A 17,933-nucleotide genomic window follows, 5' to 3' on the forward strand; every position below is an offset into this window, starting at 1 on the left:
TTTAGTTCTACATTTAATAAATGCTAAAGCGTTGACAAGTTAAAACAAAAGTAATTTAATAGTTAAAAATAACTAATTGTAACAATTTGTTAAATTAATTAGCTATTTTAGGAAAAGTAGCGTGCTAACAACTAAAATAAAATGATACACTTGTACTGTTTTATTATAAAATCTCGTCATAAATAACTAGATACTTGTTTTTAAGCTCATCCTAACAAGCAATCCAAGTTACTTATGACTACACTTTTTATTAGCTGCTGTTAGCAATTATTTGTATCCAGCCTATAAGCAGCCAGTTAAGTATAAAACATAGTGAATTCACACCTAGCTTTTGTGTTTCATACCCTAAAGCTAAAGTGCAAATATAGCGCTAACTCTGCAGCAAAATGTGGATAGCGAAAAAGTTTATTTTAAGCAAAACTGTAAAGTAAATCAGTTAAATTAAGTTAGGCACAATGCCAATTAATGATTTAATTTACACAATCTATCCTTTAGGAGAGGAAACATGAAAACAATGACTCAAAAACAACAGGGTTTCACCCTAATTGAATTAATGATTGTAGTAGCAATCATCGGTATTCTTGCAGCAGTAGCATTACCTGCTTACCAAGATTATACACAGAAAGCTCAGGTTGCCTCTTCTCTAGCTGAAATATCAGGTGCGCGTAGCGCCTATGATGTAGCCATTTCAGAAGGTCGTCCTAATGCATTTTATACTGCAGCAAATTTAGGGCTTAGTTCAGCTACAACTGCTGCCACAGCTCGATGCAATGCTTTTTCGGTGAACGCACCTGCAGCTACAGGAGCACAAGCAAATGCTATCTCATGCTCAATGCTAGGGTCAGGCACTGTCCAAAGTGGCACTATCACTTTAGGTAGAACCGCAACTGGAACTTGGTCGTGTACAACAACTGTAGAAGCTAAATTAGCACCTGCAACTTGTACAACTGTTGCAGCATCTAATTAATAAGACCATTAAAGTTTGAACGATTATAAGGTAGCTTTATGCTACCTTTTTAATTTTCAGGTGGTATCAAAGTAATGGCTAAAAAACAAGAAAATAAAAGTTTGGATACTTTTGAGTGGGTTGGTGTGAGCGCTCGAGGGAAGAAACTAGAAGGCGAACTAACAGGTCAAAGCATTGCTTTAATAAAAGCTCAGCTGCGTAAGCAAGGAATTACCCCTTCAAAAGTAAAACGCAAAGCAAAGCCTTTATTTGGTGTACACACACAGAAAATAACCCCTAAAGATATAGCATTAGTAACTCGTCAAATTGCAACCATGCTCACAGCAGGTGTTCCATTAATACAATCAATTGAAATGATTGCTAGTGGCTCAAATAATAAAAGTGTCAGTAAGTTAATGAATGCAATTGGTGGTGATGTAAAAGCAGGGCAAACTCTTTCCTCAGCACTAAGAAAATACCCTCGATACTTTGATGATTTATATTGTGATTTAGTCGAGTCAGGTGAGCAATCGGGTGCACTTGATAAAATATTTGACCGTGTTGCACTTTACAAAGAAAAGTCAGAAGCGCTTAAGTCAAAAATTAAAAAAGCCATGTTTTACCCTATCGCAGTTTTAGTTGTAGCACTTATAGTTACCTCAATACTTTTAATCTTCGTAGTGCCACAGTTTCAAGATATATTTGCGGGCTTTGGCGCTGAGCTTCCCGCATTTACCTTATTTGTAATTAGTATATCTAACTTTATGCAAGCGTATTGGTGGATGATATTAATCACTATTGTTGCATTTGGTTATGCATTTAAAGAAGCCAAACTCAGAAGTTTAAAACTTAGAGATGCAACCGACCGAGTCATATTAAAACTTCCTGTAATCGGTATGATTTTAAATAAAGCAGCCGTTGCCCGCTATGCCCGCACACTGTCGACCACCTTTGCGGCTGGTGTACCACTGGTTGATGCACTCAACTCTGCAGCTGGTGCATCCGGAAATGCTGTTTACCGCTATGCAATACTAGATATAAAAGCCGAAGTGAGCTCGGGTAATCAGATGAACTGGGCGATGCGAAACTCTAAAATATTCCCTGATATGGTAATCCAAATGGTCGCCATTGGTGAAGAGTCTGGATCGCTTGATGGCATGCTGGCAAAAGTAGCGACTATTTACGAGCAAGAGGTTGATGATGCGGTTGATGGGCTTTCAAGCCTGTTAGAGCCGCTTATTATGGCGGTACTTGGTGTATTGGTTGGTGGTTTGATTATTGCTATGTATTTGCCTATTTTCCAATTAGGTTCTGTTGTTTAATTAATAAAAAATTTTACAGAAATTAAAGAGATCTTTGTTTTCATAAGGTTGGCGGTTTAGTCTTTTTATTTGCTTTCTTTAACTTCTCTTTGTGATAATTATCTCACTTAATTTTTAGACCTTTTTTTAGACTTTTTTAGACTTTTTTAGACTTTTTTAGACAAATTTTCAGGTATATATGCAAAGTATTATTGAAGTAATGCAAAGCCAACTGTGGTTTTATTTAACCACGGTTGGCTTAGTTAGTTTATGTGTGGGTAGTTTTTTAAACGTAGTTATTTACCGTTTGCCGCTTATGATGCAGCGAGAGTGGCAAAGCGAGTGTAGGCTATTACTTGAAGACGAGCTCAATACCAATCAAGCTAAACCAAAAAACACCAGCGAGCCTTTTAATCTTGTAAAACCAAATTCTACCTGCCCTAAGTGCAAAACGGCCATTAAGCCTTGGCAAAACATTCCTATTATTAGCTGGTTAATACTTAAGGGTAAATGCGCAAGTTGTAGTAATCCTATCTCTATTCGTTACCCTGCAGTTGAGGCTGTTACGGCTCTATTAAGCTTAGTGGTTGCTTATACCTTTGGCGCAACAGAACAAGCATTATTATACATAGTGATCACATGGGCACTTGTGGCACTGACCTTTATTGATATAGACCACATGTTACTGCCTGACCAGCTAACTTTGCCGCTTGTTTGGCTGGCACTTATTGCCGCTGTTGGCGGAGTTACAATTACACCAAGTGATGCCGTTATGGGTGCCGCTTTTGGTTATTTAAGCTTGTGGAGTGTATTTTGGCTATTTAAGTTATTAACCGGCAAAGAAGGCATGGGCTATGGCGACTTTAAACTGTTAGCTTTATTTGGTACGCTATTGGGTTGGCAGTCGTTACTTACCATAATACTGCTTTCAAGTGTTGTTGGCGCCATTATTGGCATCGCTTTGTTAACTATTCAGGGTAAAGATAAAGCAACGCCCATCCCATTTGGGCCTTACCTAGCAATTGCTGGTTGGATCACGTTACTGTGGGGTAACCAATTGCAAAGCGCGTATTTTAACTTAATTGGTTACTAACTTGAGTGCGCACTAAAATGAGCAAATCTGATATTAAAGCATCGCCTTGGGTACTTGGCTTAACAGGTGGTATAGGCTGTGGCAAAACAGCGGTAAGTAATATGTTTGAGCAGCTGGGTATAACAATAGTTGATGCCGACATTATTGCGCGCCAAGTCGTAAAGCCTAAAAGCGATGGTTTAAATGCCATTGTAAGCAAATTTGGACAAAGTATTTTATTGCGCGAAGGCACACTAAACAGAAGCGCTTTACGTGAACGTATTTTTACTAATAGTGCCGACAAAGAGTGGCTAAATAATTTATTGCATCCACTCATTAGAAACAAAATACATAACGACCTTACTGCCGCAAAAAGTCCATATGTAGTACTTGTAGCACCACTTTTGTTTGAAAACAGCCTAGATAAATTGTGTAATCGAACGCTACTGATTGATATACCTCAAAGTGTACAAATAGAGCGCACGGCTTCGCGTGATAACGTAAGTGTTGAGCAAGTAAAAGCGATTATTGCAGCGCAAATGTCACGCGAAGACAAACAAAAAAAAGCAGATGATATTTTAAATAACGACCGTGCACTTAACGACGTTAACCACGACTTATTAACGCTGCATAAACGTTATCTGCACATGGCACAAATGCAAGCAACTTAAATAGTAAAAACGAGTCAAAACAAACTAATCTCCTATATTAATTAATAAATTTAGCCTAGATTGTGAAGAGTAATGTAATCCCCTTCTTTTTTCTGATAAATTACTCTCTCTGAAGGATTAAAAAGGTGCGCAATGAATATTAACTCACCGTTATTAAGAAAGTTTCTTACGCTTGGGCGTATTGATGCCGATACGGTAAAAGCAAAGCAGCAAGAGTTTGCCTCAACCGCTGAACTGATTTCTAAATGCGGAAAAATAGACAGTAAAGAGTTAGCAGAGCAATGTATTGATTTGTTTCGTGTTCCCTATTTTGATTTAAAAGACTTTGATCCTGCATCTATTCCTGCCGATCTTGTAAAAGAAAAACTGATCCGCAAACACCATATTTTACCGTTGGTACAAAAAGGCCGAAAAGTGTATGTGGCGGCCTCTGATCCAACCGATTACGGCGCCTTCGAAAACTTTGAATTTAGTACCGGCCTTTCATGTGAAATAGTCGTCGTTGATTACATTCAGCTCGATAATAAAATTGAGCAATTGCTAGATGCAACCGGCAGCCTAAATTTAAGCGATGATGAGTTTAAAGAATTTGCCGACCTAGAGACAGAAAGCCAAAAAGAATCTGCACCTCAAGATGACGACAAAGACGATGCCCCAATTATTGTGTACATTAATAAAATTTTAATGGACGCGATAAAAAAAGGCGCATCGGATCTACATTTTGAACCTTACGAGCATAAGTACCGAATTCGTTTTCGTATTGATGGTATTTTGCACGAAGTGGCAAGCCCGCCTAATACATTAGCAACCAAGCTTTCTGCTCGTATTAAAGTAATGTCGCGACTTGATATTGCCGAAAAGCGTAAACCACAAGATGGCCGAATTAAATTAAAAATTACTGAACGAAAAAGTATCGATTTTCGTGTCAGTACTATGCCCACGCTGTGGGGCGAAAAAATAGTAATGCGTATTCTTGATTCATCAAGCGCTATGCTAGGCATTGATGTACTTGGTTACGAAGAAGAGCAGAAAAAGTTATACATGGATGCACTTGGTCAACCACAAGGCATGATACTTGTTACAGGTCCTACCGGGTCAGGTAAAACGGTATCGCTTTATACGGGTTTAAACATATTAAACCAACCTGAGCGAAACATTAGTACCGCTGAGGATCCAGTTGAGATAAATCTTGAAGGGATAAACCAAGTACAAATTAACCCTAAAGCCGACATGACCTTTGCTAATGCACTGCGTGCGTTTTTACGTCAAGATCCCGATGTAGTTATGGTAGGTGAAATACGTGACCTTGAAACCGCAGAAATTTCAATAAAAGCGGCGCAAACGGGTCACTTGGTTTTATCTACATTACATACCAATTCAGCGCCAGAAACCATTACCCGACTATTAAATATGGGCGTACCCGCCTATAACGTAGCCAGCTCAATTAGTTTAATTATTGCACAGCGACTAGCACGTCGTTTATGCCCTAAATGTAAAACGGCAGAACAATTGCCAAGCGAAGAGCTCTCTCGTCAAGGATTTAGTACAGCGCAAATTGAAGATATAACTTTATATGCACCTAAAGGGTGTGATGGCTGTACCGATGGTTACAAAGGCCGTGTAGGTATTTACGAAGTTATGCAAATCACACCAGAAATTGCACAAATAATCATGCGCGGTGGTAACTCACTAGAAATCGCTGAGGTATCATTAAAAGCCGGTTTTAATAATTTGCGCCTATCGGGTTTACGTAAAGCCGCTGATGGTTTAACGTCACTTGCTGAAATAAACCGCGTAACTAATATGTAAAACTATTTAGCGCTTTGCTTGCTTTAAATACAGTAAGCGCTAATGAGTAACCTGTTGAGAGTAAAACATGCCTACTGTTGTAAATTGTCCAACCTGTAAAACAAATGTTGAGTGGTCTGAGCAAAGTCCTCACCGCCCATTTTGTTCTAAGCGTTGCCAACTCATTGATCTGGGTGAGTGGTCGTTTGAAAATAATAAAATTTCAGCGCCAATCACATCGGCTGATCAAATAAACCAAGACATGATTGAAGACATAGAAGCCATGATGGCTAAAAATGAAGATGACTTTTTTAAGTAATGTCATCTAGTTTTTATATAAACAAAAGCCAGCTAAATGCTGGCTTTTTAGTACTCACTTAAAAGTTAACCTTAGGGTCAGTTAGCTTTTTTGCTTACGCTGCTTTTTACTTTTACGCTTTTGAATTTTAGCAAACTTTTCTTTTTGCTCTGCGTTAAGCAACTGCATTACTTGATGCTGCGTTTTTAGCTTAATTAAGGCAAACTCTTCACCTTTACTTTGGCGCTCACTTAAAAGCTCTTTTGCTGCATTTTCGTCAAATGTTGCTGCTGATAGTAGTACGTCCATTTTTGCTTTGTGCGCTTCACGCATTGCTTTACGTGCTTCTTTATCGTCGCCTCGTAAGGCTTTCATTTGTGTTTTTTGTGCTTCAAAAATAGCTTTTAGCTTAGTTTGCTGACCTTGCGTTAAATCAAGTTTTTCGGCGCCGCGTTCAGAAAGTAAAAAACGCGCTGAAGAATGCCCTTGTCGATCATGCATACCGCCTTTAGCTAGTACGCTACCTGCACCAAGTGTGGCTGTTGCTAAGCCACAAATAAGTACTAATTTTGAAAGTGTATTTACTTTAGTCATAATCATCACCTTAACTGTTGGGTTGGTTGTGGTTGGCTGTCGTGTAATTGCCTAGCCAGTGAGTTAACTATAACTAACTCAACGCAAAGTAACGCAAAGCAGTGTAAAGGTTGTGTAAAGATTCACTTTTGAGCAATTAAGGGCGTAAAATAAAGAAATGAAATATTGCCTAAGGGTTTGTAAATGAAACTATTAATGATTGACGACGATACGGGTCTTTGTGAGTTACTAAGCGAATACCTTTCAAGCCAAGGGTTTGAAATACAAAGCGTACACGACGGCGAACAAGGCCTAAAGTTAGCACAGGCAAACGACTACGCATTAATATTGCTTGATGTCATGCTACCTACGCTAGATGGCTTTGAAGTTCTAAAACAACTTAGGCAAACCAAACTCACCCCAGTTATTATGCTTACAGCTAAAGGTGAAGACTTTGATCGTATTTTTGGATTAGAGCTCGGTGCGGATGATTACATACCAAAACCATTTAATCACAGAGAGTTACTTGCCCGCGTAAAAGCGATTACACGTCGTATAGAGCATATAAACAGCTTAAATATCAACACAACTAATAAGCTGCTTGTAAATGGTGTAACTATTAACCTTGCAGCACGAGAAGCCTCTATTGATGAAAATACTCTCACGCTTACTGGCACAGAGTACGAAATACTGGCACTTTTGTGTAAAAACGCCAGCCAAGTTGTTAGTAAAGAGCAAATTAGTGAAGAAGTGCTAGGCAGGCGTTTAGCATCGTTCGACCGCTCTATTGATATGCATGTAAGTAATATCCGAAAAAAAATAGCAGAGCACATTAAAACAGAACGAATTAAAACAATGCGAGGCAGCGGTTATGTTTTCATCCAAGGCGAGTAAATCAGGCGCTTTATCTTGGCTTAAGCACCCTAGGCATTATTTATTTTTTAAAATATTTGTTTGGTTTTGGCTAACCATTATTGGCACCGTTACTGCGCTTGTTTTTTTAAGTAATATCAGTGTACTGAACTTAGTAAGTAATGAACCCTTACATGGCCCGATGGAAAAAAACCTAGCTTATACCGCAAGAAGCATTGAGCGCTCTGCATATAAGCATAAACGTTCGCTTGAGAGTATTCTTTCGCATCCACGCTTATCTAAACGTAAGCTTTTATATTTAAGCGCTGAGCAATCTGATATTTCTTTTACTAATAAAGAAACACCTATAAACATAGACCTAAGCCTTCTTAATTTTACCAAAAACATGCCACCGCAAATTGTTTTCACTGAGCAATATCAAGCCTTTGGGCCAGTTCAATTAACCGTCCCCGAAGGAGTATTTTATTTATATGAAATAGACATAAACAATCAGCCACCTCTGTTTATACGCTTAAAGCTAATGCCCGGCTGGATCAAAGTATCTATTGCAATTATTGCCTCTTTAATTTTGAGCTTTTTGTTTAGTCGTAACTTAATTGCACCAATTAACAGCCTTAAAAAAGCAGCTATAAAACTATCTTCTGGCAATTTAAGCGCACGTGCTGCTATTTCAACTAATAGAAAAGATGAGCTAGGGGTACTTGGTCGAGACTTTAACAGTATGGCAAACCAGCTAGAACTATTAATAAGCTCACAAAAACGCTTGCTTGCTGATATATCCCATGAGTTACGTTCGCCACTTACTCGCTTAAAAATGGCAACAGGCCTTGCACAAATGCAAGCAAATGAAGCAAGTCAGTCTTATTTATTACGAATAGAAAAAGAGGCTAATCAACTCGATCAAATGATTGCTGATGTGCTTCAAGTGTCTCGTTTAGAAGCAAAAAGCCAAACCCTTGCAATGCAAAAGCAATCACTAAACGTTATTGTTGAACATGTTTTAAACGATGCAAAATTTGAAGCAAAACAATATGATAAGCAGTTAACAATAACAGGCGATGCAAGCGTAACCATTAGCTGCGATGAAGCCCTGATTGCCAGCGCGCTTGAAAACCTACTTCGTAATGCCATTAAATATGCAAATAACACAATAAGTATAAAACTATCGCATGGTGATGCCGTGCATATTGAAATATGTGATGATGGCCCAGGCGTGCCAAATAACCAGCTTGATAAGCTATGTGAGCCGTTTTTTAGGCAGTCTGATGCAAGAGATAGAGTCAGTGGTGGAACCGGTTTAGGCTTAGCTATCGCAAAAAATGCAATTACAGCTCATAATGGCACCTTAGTCTTATCGAACAAAGATCAGGGCGGCTTGTGTGCTAATATCACACTGCCAATAATCAAAGAGTAAACCATGTTTTATAGTAGTGAGCGCGAGCTTAAAGGTAACCAATCAGCCATTAATGATTTTTATCAAAACACATTAGTTAAAGCGTATTTAAATACGCCTAATGGGCAGTTATTTTATGCGCATGCCCAGCCAGATAAAGCTCATGTTGCCATAGTTATTAGCTCAGGCAGAATCGAAGGGCTCGATAAATACAAAGAGTTGTTATGGGAGCTTTATACTAATAATTTTGCTGTTTTTATTGTTGACCACCAAGGACAGGGTCGCTCTTACCGCTATTTAAAAAATAAACATAAGGGCTATGTAAATAATTTTGGTGACTACAGTGCCGACCTTAATTTATTTAACACCCAAATAGTCGACACCGTTTGGCAAGGTAAAAAGCTATTAGTGAGCCACTCAATGGGAGGTGCAATTGCATTTGATTATTTGGCAAACTATGAGCATAGTTTTAGCGGTGCGTTTTTATCAGCCCCAATGTTCGATATACACACCAAAGGTATTCCAAAGCCTTTAGCCCGAATAATTGCAAGTAATGCCGTGCGTCTTGGTTTTCAGTTTAGCTATGCCCTTGGGCAAACCGACTACACCCCAGAAGAGTTCCCTTTAAACGTATTAACAAGTTGCGAATTACGCTACAGCCTATTTAGGCAAACATATAATGAGGAGCCTTTGCTACAACTTGGCGGGGTTACTTATGGGTGGCTAAATTCAACCTTTACTTTTTTATCATCAATAGATGAGCTTACTGTTGATATTCCACTTTATATTGCAAGCGCAAAAAACGATGTAGTTGTCGATAATGAAGCGCACTATAGACTAGCTAATAAGTACGCGAATATTACCCTAGAAAGCTTTGCTGACGCCAAGCACGAACTATTCTTTGAATGTGATGATGTACGCCAGCCAGTACTTAAGAGTCTGTATAAGTTTTGTGAGTCGGTGACGGCTTAGTTAAAACAGAAAGCGGGTCGAGGTGGATTAGTATATCAACCTCAGATTCAAAACGAGCACCAATCATCGCTTCAACCTCATCAGCCACAGTATGGGCTCGTATTAGACTTAAATGGTCATCAAGCTCTAAATGCATTTGAATAAACTTAATTTTCCCCCCCTGGCGAGTACGGATCCCGTGTACGCCATGCACATCGCTGTGCTCTTTAGCAATATCAAAAATGCTTTGCTTTTCATCGTCTGGGAGTTCTTTATCCATTAAATGATCGGCACTATCTCTTGCAATATCCCAACTGTTATAAAGTAAGTAACCTGCTACCCCTATTGCAAAAATAGGATCGGCATACATCATTCCGTAATAAGATAGAGCAATCGCAATTAAAACAGCAGCGTTTAAAATCAAATCACCTTTGTAATGCACCGAATCTGCTTTTATAGCAATCGACTCGGTATGCTGAATAACCTTAGTTTGCACAAAAACAATGACCAGGGTACATGCAATTGCAAAAGCACTTACCCATACACCTAATAATGAATGTGTAAGCTCTATAGGGTTAAATAAGCGCTCTATACCATGAAATGCCAGTAAACAGCCCGAGCCTGCAATAAACGCAGCTTGCCCAAGCCCTGCTAATGCCTCGGCTTTACCGTGGCCAAACCGATGATCATCATCGGCTGGACGCAGTGCGTAGCCTAAAACTAAAAAACTCATAAATGTAGCGGTAATGTCCATTAATGAGTCTGTTAAGGAGCCAAGCATTGAAGCAGAGCCTGAAGCAAGCCAGGCCCACGCCTTTGCCGCAATCATTAAACTCACCATTACCATAGTAATAATACTAGAAGCTTTAACCCAAAATTCGTAACTGCGGTTATGCACAATTTCATCCGCTAAAAAGAGTATTCAATACCTTGAGTATATCATTTTTTTTAAGGGTTTCGTGTATACTGCTTTCGTCAAATACCATTATTAAAAGGCTAATTATGCTGGATATTGTTTTATACCAACCTGAAATTCCACCAAACACAGGGAATATTATCCGCCTTTGTGCAAATACCGGCTTTTCGCTGCATTTAATTGAGCCTTTAGGGTTTGAGTGGGACGACAAACGTGTAAAGCGTGCAGGCCTTGATTACCATGAATTCAGCCATGTTCAGCGTCATGCGTCATTTGAAGCGTATCTTGAAAAGTGTAAACCGAAAAAAGTGTATGCTTGTACAACCAAAGGCAGCCAATTTCATCATGAGGCACGTTACGAAGCCGGCGACTGCCTAGTATTTGGTCCAGAAACACGCGGACTACCCGATGAGATGATTCAAGCTCTACCAAACGAGCAGCGTGTACGCATCCCAATGCAACCAAATAGCCGAAGCATGAACCTTTCAAATGCAGTCGCTGTATTTGTTTACGAATCATGGCGACAGTTGGGCTTTCCTAACGCGCAATGATACGCGTATTATTAAAGCTAACAAAAAACCGACATGATGTCGGTTTTTTTAGTTATTATCACAGTAGTGAGTGCTATTCTGATCGTTGCTCTCTACCTAACAATGCCATAGCAGCGGCTTTCATATCTTTATTTTCATAAAGTACTTTGTAAATCTGTTCAGTGATAGGCATTTCAACGCCTGCACGCTGGGCAAGTAAATACACCTCTTTGGTGTTTCTAAAGCCCTCGACTACTTGGCCTATCGACTCAATTGCAGTTTCAACACTTTCACCTTTACCCAGTGCTAAACCAAAACGACGATTGCGTGATTGGTTATCGGTACAGGTTAAAATTAAATCGCCAAGGCCTGCCATTCCCATAAAGGTTTCTGGCTTTGCGCCTAGAGCGCAACCTAACCGAGTCAGCTCTGCAAGACCTCGTGTGATCAAGGCTGTGCGAGCATTGGCTCCAAAACCTACACCATCAGAAATACCCGCGCCAATAGCAATTACGTTTTTAACCGCACCACCAAGCTGTATGCCAATAAAATCGTCATTGTTATACACTCGAAATGAACGACCACAATGCAGTAAATCAGCCAATTGTTGTGCAAACTCAGGTGAGGTAGACGAAACAGAAATAGCTGTTGGTGAACCCATTGCCATTTCTTTCGCAAATGTAGGACCCGAAAGCACCGCAAGTGCGATTTCATCACCCAGCTCTTGCTGTGCAACTTCTTGTAATAAACGCCCTGTATTTGGCTCAAGGCCTTTAGTCGCCCACGCGACTTTAGCATCGATTTGCAATGCAGGTTTTATTTGCGCAAGTGTGTCGCCAAATGCATGGCTTGGCACAACAACAAGCACAATAGCGCTACATGCAACGGCACGTTGTAAATCGGCTTCTAGTACTAGAGTGTCTGGGAAGGGTGCATCTGGTAAGTAACGTTGATTTTTCCGCTCAGCTGCAAGCGTAGCAACGTCGTCGCTATTGCGTCCCCAAAGCGTCACTTTATGACCATTTCGGGCTAAACAAATAGCAAGGGCGGTGCCATAAGACCCCGCCCCCAATACAGTAACAGCTGAAGTTGCTGTACTCATAAGTTATGCGTCTGCTGTAACCTGGTCAGCTTGCGCAGTACGTTGTTGCATATACTGTGCAAACAATGCGTCAAAGTTTACTGGCGCAAGGTTTAACTGTGGGAAAGTGCCACGGTTAACTAGGTTAGATACCGCTTCACGTGCATATGGGAACAATACGTTAGGACAAAATGCACCTAGCATATGAGCAAGCTGTACTTCTTCAACCTCTGCAATAGTAAAAATACCCGCTTGTTGAATTTCACATAAAAACGCAGTTTCTTCGCCAATTGATGCTGTCACAGTTAATGCTAAAACAACTTCAAATACACCTTCGTCCAACTTGTTAGAGCGAGTATCTAGGTCTAGCTTAACTTCTGGCGTCCATTCTTTTTGAAAAATTGCCGGAGAGTTTGGCGTTTCAAACGACACGTCTTTAGTGTAAATACGTTGAATAGTAAATTGTGCGCCTGCGTCTTGTGCCGCTGCTGCGTTTTGAGTTTCTTCGTTCATTGTTATTCCTAACTTGTTCGTTATTATAATTAAATTAAGCGTTAAGCTTAGCGTCAAGTTTACCTTGAGCCTCAATAGCCATCATGTCGTCACAGCCACCGATATGTTCATCATTAATAAAAATTTGCGGTACAGTGCTTGCGCCACCGGCTTTAGTAATCATTTCATCGCGAAGTTCAGGTTGTACACCAATATCAAAATTAGTGAATTCAACGCCTTTGCTTTTTAAAAGCGCCATAGCTCGCTGACAAAATGGACAATATGCCTTGGTGTATAAAACAACGTTACTCATAATAAATCCTCTATCGGTTTAGCTAAACGAGATTAGCGACCTGTTATCGTTGGTAAGCTAGCAGATTGCCATGCACCCATTCCGCCCGCTAATACATAAACCTGTTCAAAACCAGCTTTATGCATTGCTGTGGCCGTGCCTTGGGCTGTCATACCTGTAGTACATACCAATATAATGGGTTTAGTCTTGTACTTTTCAAGGCCTGAAAAGTCAGATTTTTTTGCATTTTCAGGGCTTAAGTGTTCAGCACCCGAAATACGGCCAGACGTAAACTCTTTTTGTGCTCGCATATCCACTACTTGACCATCTTCACGATTAATAAGTAGCGTTAGTTGCTGAGGGTTTATTTGACGAATAGCTGAAAATTTACTTTTTATCCAACCACTGACAATAAGAAAAACAATACCAACCCAAGCAAGGCTTAAAATAGGGTGATTGCTTATAAATTCAATATATTGATCCATTCGACTTCCACTATAAATTACATCCTAAAACGCAATGTTTTAGACATTTTAGACTTTAGCCACGCAAGTATACCCAAACCAACTTAAAATGCGAGTTTACACAGAGTTTAAAAGGAGGAAAAACACCCCATATAAATGTTATTAACCGCACATCAGCATCAATACGATATTCAATTAAGTGAAAAAAATTAATATGCTGTTTTGTATGCTGATTCAAGTAACAAAACACGGTATGCTAAAGCAAAACAGGTGCTAACTTTTAGGAGTGACTATGACTGAACATAAAAAACCACTGGTATTAATGATTTTAGACGGTTGGGGATATCGTGAAGACGAGCAAAGCAATGCAATACTAGCAGCGAATACCCCCGTGTTAGATAACTTATGGGCATCTCGCCCTCGCACATTAATTTCAGCATCTGGTTTTGATGTAGGTCTTCCTGATGGACAAATGGGTAATTCTGAAGTTGGGCATGTTAATTTAGGTGCAGGACGTGTTGTATACCAAGACTTTACTCGAATTACAAAAGCAATAAATGACGGTGAATTTGACTCAACCCCTGCACTTGTTGAAAACATTGATAAAGCAGTTAATGCCGGCAAAGCCGTTCATGTTATGGGGTTATTGAGCCCGGGTGGCGTTCATAGTCATGAAGATCACATTGTTGCAAGCATAGAGCTGGCTGCAAAACGCGGTGCTAAGGAAGTCTATTTTCATGCATTTTTGGATGGTCGTGATACACCACCCCGTAGTGCCAAAGAATCGATTGAACGTATAGAAGCGTTGTTTGCAAAACTTGAATGTGGTCGGCTAGCAACACTCGTTGGTCGTTATTATGCAATGGATAGAGATAACCGCTGGAATCGTGTAGAAAAAGCCTATGACGTAATGACCTCTGGCATTGGAGAGTTTAACTACAGCGATGGCGTAACCGCATTAAATGCAGCTTATGAGCGCGACGAAAACGATGAGTTTGTTGCTCCTACAACCATTACACCAGCAGGTAGAGAAGCAGCGCAAATTAATGATGGCGACACCGTTATTTTTGCAAACTTTAGGGCAGACCGAGCACGAGAAATTACACGCGCCTTTGTAGAGCCTGAGTTTGATGGCTTTACCAAGAAAAAATCCCCCGCTCTCAGCGCATTTGTTATGATGACAGAATATGCAGCCGATATAGACGCACCCGTTGCATTTGGCCCAACTCCTCTTACTAATGTATTAGGGGAGTGGCTTGAAAAACAAGGGAAAACACAACTGCGTATTTCTGAAACAGAAAAATACGCACACGTTACCTTCTTTTTTAGCGGCGGACGTGAGGACGAATTTGAAGGTGAAACGCGTGAATTAATCCCTTCACCGCAAGTGGCTACCTACGACTTGCAACCTGAAATGAACTCAGAAATGCTAACCGATAAGCTCATAGAAGCAATTAAAAGCGGGAAATACGACGCCATTATATGTAATTACCCCAATGGCGATATGGTTGGCCACTCAGGTGTATTTGATGCCGCTGTAAAAGCTTGTGAAGCCGTTGACACCTGTATTGGCCGTGTAGTTGATGCATTGAACGAATTTGGCGGTGAAGCGTTGATCACAGCCGATCATGGTAATGCAGAACAAATGGCTAACCTTAAAACGGGCCAAGCACATACCGCGCATACAAGTGAACCGGTGCCCTTTATTTATGTTGGTCGCGATGCGACACCATCTGAAGGTAAAGCATTAAGCGATGTTGCCCCTACTATGCTGCACTTAATGGGCATGGAGCAGCCAAGTGAAATGACTGGCACACCCATCATGACGTTGAAATAACCCATGATTAAACGTGTTAACCGATACTTTAAGTGCGGCTTAATACTCGCCTCATTGGTGGCTGCATCAGCAGCTGCCAATGAAGATCGCACTAAAAAAGATCTCTCACAAGTGAAACAAGCACTTGAACAAAGCCAATCTGAGTATAATCAACAACGAAAAAAAATATCTCAACTTCAAAAAAATCTTAAAAGCCATGAGCTTGAAATAGCTAAAAACGCTAAAGCACTCAATATGGCTGAGCAGTCTGTTAAAGAAACCCAACAACAGCAAAATCAACAACAAAAAAAAGCTGATGAACTCGATAAAAAACACATCGAATTTCAACGTATTTTAGGAGCGCAACTTAAAAGCGCTTACATGGCAGGTGGTGATGACTACTCTAAAATGTTGCTGAATCAAGAAAACACAGCGCAATTTGAGCGAACACTTAGCTATTATAATTACCTAAACAAAGCACGAATTGAACAGATAGAAGAATTAAAAGAACTTAAACAACAAATCGCGTTAAACCAAGTTGCACTCAATAAAACAAAAGAAAAGCTTTTAGCTTTATACAACGAGCAAAAAAGGCGTCAAACAGCCTTAGTAAATGCACAAAGTGAACGTCAAGCTAACCTTAGGAATCTTCAAGTTCAGCTTACGAGTACTAAAAGCTCAATCGATTACTTAAAAGAAAACCAACAAACCCTTGTTAATACAATTGAAGAATTAGAAAAAGAAAAAACAAAAAAAATAGAATTACTTGGCCTCAATAAAAATAAAGGCAAATTAAACTGGCCTAGTAAAGGTAAGTTAAAACACAAATTTGGCCAACGAAAACATGGCGGCATTGATTGGAAAGGCGTGCTAATTGGCGCTAAAGAAGGCGAAAATGTTAATAGCGTGCACAATGGCCAAGTTGTATTTGCAGATTGGTTAAAAGGTTATGGCTGGGTAATTGTAGTCGATCATGGTGAAGGATTTATGAGCCTATACGGCCATGCACAAACACTACTGAGAGACGTAGGTGACTTGGTACGCCAAGGCGAAACTTTAGCGTTGGTTGGCCAAAGCGGCGGACAGGCAAGTTCTGGTCTATACTTTGAAATACGACACAAAGGACGCGCAGTAAATCCCGTAAAATGGTGCAGACGTATTTAATTGAATAAACCGCTGCTCCGCTGAGGAGTAGCTGATGAAAAACAACAATGTAATACCCGCATTTAAAAAAGCAGGCTATGTTTTCAGCCTGCTTTTATTCACCTTTACTTTAGTACTTAACAATGCATTTGCCAGCTCAGTAAAAAACCTTAAAAGCCAACAAATAGATGAAATTTTATTTAACATACACGCCTATTATGTTGATGATTTAGATCTTCAAAACAGCCATTATGTGCAATACAACAACAAACAGTTTGAGCGCTTATACTCAAAGCTAGACCCCTACTCTAAATACCTTAACGAACACGAGCTCGATGCCTTATTTGATAATACCAATGGCCAATATACGGGCTTAGGTATTGAAGTAAAAAAGGTCGATACTGACATAAAAATAGTTAACGTGGTAAATAACTCACCAGCGAAAGAAGCAGGTATTTTAGCTGGCGATATTATTGTTAGTGTTAATCAAAAAACGGTCAATTTGCTCAGCGTTAGCGAAGTCGCAACTTTAATAAAAGAAAATAAATTTACAACAATTAATCTCACCGTTAAGCGAAATGAAAGCCCAGAAGTTTTGTCATTTAACGTAGCTCGTACGCAAATACAATTAGAGAGTGTAACCAGTAAAGTTTTAGAGTCCGGCATTGGCTATTTAGCTATTAATAGTTTTTCTAATCACACACTACACGAAGTTGCACTGCAAATTGCAGCGATGCAAAATAATTATGATTATCCATTATTAGGGCTTGTAATTGATTTACGTGACAACCCCGGAGGCACCCTTAAAAGTGCGATTGCCGTCTCTGATTTATTCTTAGAAAGCGGAACTATAGTAACAACGAAAGGCAGATACTTTGACGCTAACCAAGCCTTTTATGCTAAAAGGGGCGACATACTCAAAGGCGCCTCAATTGTTGTACTTATTAATGAAAATTCAGCCTCTGCGGCCGAAATTTTGGCCGGCGCCTTAAAAGACAACAACAGGGCAAAAGTGGTTGGAAGCCAATCTTTTGGAAAAGGGTCAGTGCAATCACTTATACCATTAGGTGATGGCAATACCGCTTTAAAACTCACTACCGCAAAGTATTTTACACCTTCTGGTGAATCAATAGATGGCGTTGGAATAAAGCCCGATGTGACGATTAATCAAACAACACTTCCACAAAACAATAAAGCCGTTATAATAAAAAATGAGCAAGTAAAAAATAATCAACACCAGCTTGTTAACACCTTAGCTGATTTACAGTTAGTTAAAGCAAAACAATTACTCAGTATGCAGTAATCTATTTTGTTTGAGCGTTACTGGGCATAA

The 17,933-nt window shown here is 39.8% G+C and carries 19 protein-coding genes; 13 read left to right on the forward strand and 6 right to left on the reverse strand.

Going from position 1 to position 17,933, the window contains the following annotated elements:
• The first annotated feature begins 514 nt into the window (after positions 1-514).
• The 6 genes from PS1M3_RS14610 (at position 515) to yacG (ending at position 6,097) form a co-directional block, all read left to right on the forward strand.
• Complete coding sequence (locus PS1M3_RS14610; protein WP_239104501.1) at positions 515-967, forward strand: pilin; 453 nt, start codon at positions 515-517, stop codon at positions 965-967.
• 74 nt (positions 968-1,041) lie between these two features.
• Positions 1,042-2,268, forward strand: a complete 1,227-nt coding sequence (locus PS1M3_RS14615; protein WP_203985165.1) for a type II secretion system F family protein — start codon at positions 1,042-1,044, stop codon at positions 2,266-2,268.
• Between the two features lie 178 nt (positions 2,269-2,446).
• Positions 2,447-3,340 (forward strand): A24 family peptidase, encoded by an 894-nt coding sequence (locus PS1M3_RS14620; RefSeq protein ID WP_203985173.1) that lies wholly within the window; start codon positions 2,447-2,449, stop codon positions 3,338-3,340.
• 17 nt (positions 3,341-3,357) lie between these two features.
• The gene (coaE, locus tag PS1M3_RS14625) at positions 3,358-3,990 is read left to right on the forward strand and encodes a dephospho-CoA kinase (RefSeq protein WP_203985175.1); all 633 of its coding nucleotides are present in this window, start codon (positions 3,358-3,360) and stop codon (positions 3,988-3,990) included.
• A gap of 132 nt (positions 3,991-4,122) precedes the next feature.
• A complete protein-coding gene (gene pilB / locus PS1M3_RS14630) occupies positions 4,123-5,799 on the forward strand; it encodes a type IV-A pilus assembly ATPase PilB (protein ID WP_203985184.1) in 1,677 nt (558 codons plus the stop codon).
• Positions 5,800-5,866: 67 nt separating this feature from the next.
• Positions 5,867-6,097 (forward strand): DNA gyrase inhibitor YacG, encoded by a 231-nt coding sequence (yacG, locus tag PS1M3_RS14635; protein WP_006794561.1) that lies wholly within the window; start codon positions 5,867-5,869, stop codon positions 6,095-6,097.
• 81 nt (positions 6,098-6,178) lie between these two features.
• On the opposite strand, the gene PS1M3_RS14640 is transcribed toward yacG, so the two are convergent.
• A complete protein-coding gene (locus PS1M3_RS14640; protein WP_203985191.1) occupies positions 6,179-6,670 on the reverse strand; it encodes a Spy/CpxP family protein refolding chaperone in 492 nt (163 codons plus the stop codon).
• A gap of 183 nt (positions 6,671-6,853) precedes the next feature.
• Here PS1M3_RS14640 and PS1M3_RS14645 point away from each other — a divergent pair, with 183 nt between their 5' ends.
• The 3 genes from PS1M3_RS14645 to PS1M3_RS14655 are packed head-to-tail and all read left to right on the forward strand — an operon-like array spanning position 6,854 to position 9,887.
• On the forward strand, positions 6,854-7,543 hold the full coding sequence (locus PS1M3_RS14645; RefSeq protein WP_203985199.1) for a response regulator: 690 nt from the start codon (positions 6,854-6,856) through the stop codon (positions 7,541-7,543).
• On the forward strand, positions 7,521-8,936 hold the full coding sequence (locus tag PS1M3_RS14650; RefSeq protein ID WP_203985207.1) for an ATP-binding protein: 1,416 nt from the start codon (positions 7,521-7,523) through the stop codon (positions 8,934-8,936). Before PS1M3_RS14645 ends, PS1M3_RS14650 begins: the two co-directional genes overlap by 23 nt.
• Before the next feature lie 3 nt (positions 8,937-8,939).
• Positions 8,940-9,887, forward strand: coding sequence for an alpha/beta fold hydrolase (locus tag PS1M3_RS14655; RefSeq protein WP_203985210.1), 948 nt, complete (start codon positions 8,940-8,942; stop codon positions 9,885-9,887).
• Here the strand turns inward: PS1M3_RS14655 and PS1M3_RS14660 are convergent.
• On the reverse strand, positions 9,847-10,713 hold the full coding sequence (locus PS1M3_RS14660) for a cation diffusion facilitator family transporter (protein WP_203987326.1): 867 nt from the start codon (positions 10,711-10,713) through the stop codon (positions 9,847-9,849). The two genes, PS1M3_RS14655 and PS1M3_RS14660, sit on opposite strands and share 41 nt — an antisense overlap.
• Positions 10,714-10,868: 155 nt before the next feature.
• Between PS1M3_RS14660 and trmL the strand changes: the two genes are divergently transcribed.
• Positions 10,869-11,333 carry a tRNA (uridine(34)/cytosine(34)/5-carboxymethylaminomethyluridine(34)-2'-O)-methyltransferase TrmL gene (trmL, locus tag PS1M3_RS14665; RefSeq protein WP_006794819.1) on the forward strand — a complete coding sequence of 155 codons (465 nt, stop codon included), beginning with the start codon at positions 10,869-10,871 and terminating at the stop codon, positions 11,331-11,333.
• Between the two features lie 73 nt (positions 11,334-11,406).
• Here the strand turns inward: trmL and gpsA are convergent, their stop codons facing one another.
• From gpsA to PS1M3_RS14685, 4 genes are read right to left on the reverse strand one after another with little or no spacing between them, the layout of a single operon-like run.
• The gene (gpsA, locus tag PS1M3_RS14670; RefSeq protein WP_010556635.1) at positions 11,407-12,414 is read right to left on the reverse strand and encodes an NAD(P)H-dependent glycerol-3-phosphate dehydrogenase; all 1,008 of its coding nucleotides are present in this window, start codon (positions 12,412-12,414) and stop codon (positions 11,407-11,409) included.
• Positions 12,415-12,417: 3 nt separating this feature from the next.
• Complete coding sequence (gene secB, locus PS1M3_RS14675; RefSeq protein ID WP_006794821.1) at positions 12,418-12,906, reverse strand: protein-export chaperone SecB; 489 nt, start codon at positions 12,904-12,906, stop codon at positions 12,418-12,420.
• A gap of 34 nt (positions 12,907-12,940) precedes the next feature.
• Positions 12,941-13,198 (reverse strand): glutaredoxin 3, encoded by a 258-nt coding sequence (gene grxC, locus PS1M3_RS14680; RefSeq protein ID WP_006794822.1) that lies wholly within the window; start codon positions 13,196-13,198, stop codon positions 12,941-12,943.
• Positions 13,199-13,230: 32 nt separating this feature from the next.
• A complete protein-coding gene (locus tag PS1M3_RS14685; protein WP_006794823.1) occupies positions 13,231-13,662 on the reverse strand; it encodes a rhodanese-like domain-containing protein in 432 nt (143 codons plus the stop codon).
• A 271-nt stretch (positions 13,663-13,933) separates the two neighbouring features.
• Here PS1M3_RS14685 and gpmM point away from each other — a divergent pair, with 271 nt between their 5' ends.
• The 3 genes from gpmM to PS1M3_RS14700 are packed head-to-tail and all read left to right on the forward strand — an operon-like array spanning position 13,934 to position 17,903.
• Entirely contained in the window at positions 13,934-15,478 is a 1,545-nt protein-coding gene (gene gpmM / locus PS1M3_RS14690; protein ID WP_203985218.1) for a 2,3-bisphosphoglycerate-independent phosphoglycerate mutase, read from the forward strand.
• A gap of 3 nt (positions 15,479-15,481) precedes the next feature.
• Positions 15,482-16,621 carry a murein hydrolase activator EnvC gene (locus tag PS1M3_RS14695; protein WP_203985220.1) on the forward strand — a complete coding sequence of 380 codons (1,140 nt, stop codon included), beginning with the start codon at positions 15,482-15,484 and terminating at the stop codon, positions 16,619-16,621.
• Between the two features lie 34 nt (positions 16,622-16,655).
• On the forward strand, positions 16,656-17,903 hold the full coding sequence (locus PS1M3_RS14700; RefSeq protein WP_203985222.1) for a S41 family peptidase: 1,248 nt from the start codon (positions 16,656-16,658) through the stop codon (positions 17,901-17,903).
• Positions 17,904-17,933 lie beyond the last annotated feature (30 nt).

The organism is Pseudoalteromonas sp. PS1M3, from assembly GCF_016865405.1.
Classification (GTDB): domain Bacteria; phylum Pseudomonadota; class Gammaproteobacteria; order Enterobacterales; family Alteromonadaceae; genus Pseudoalteromonas; species Pseudoalteromonas marina.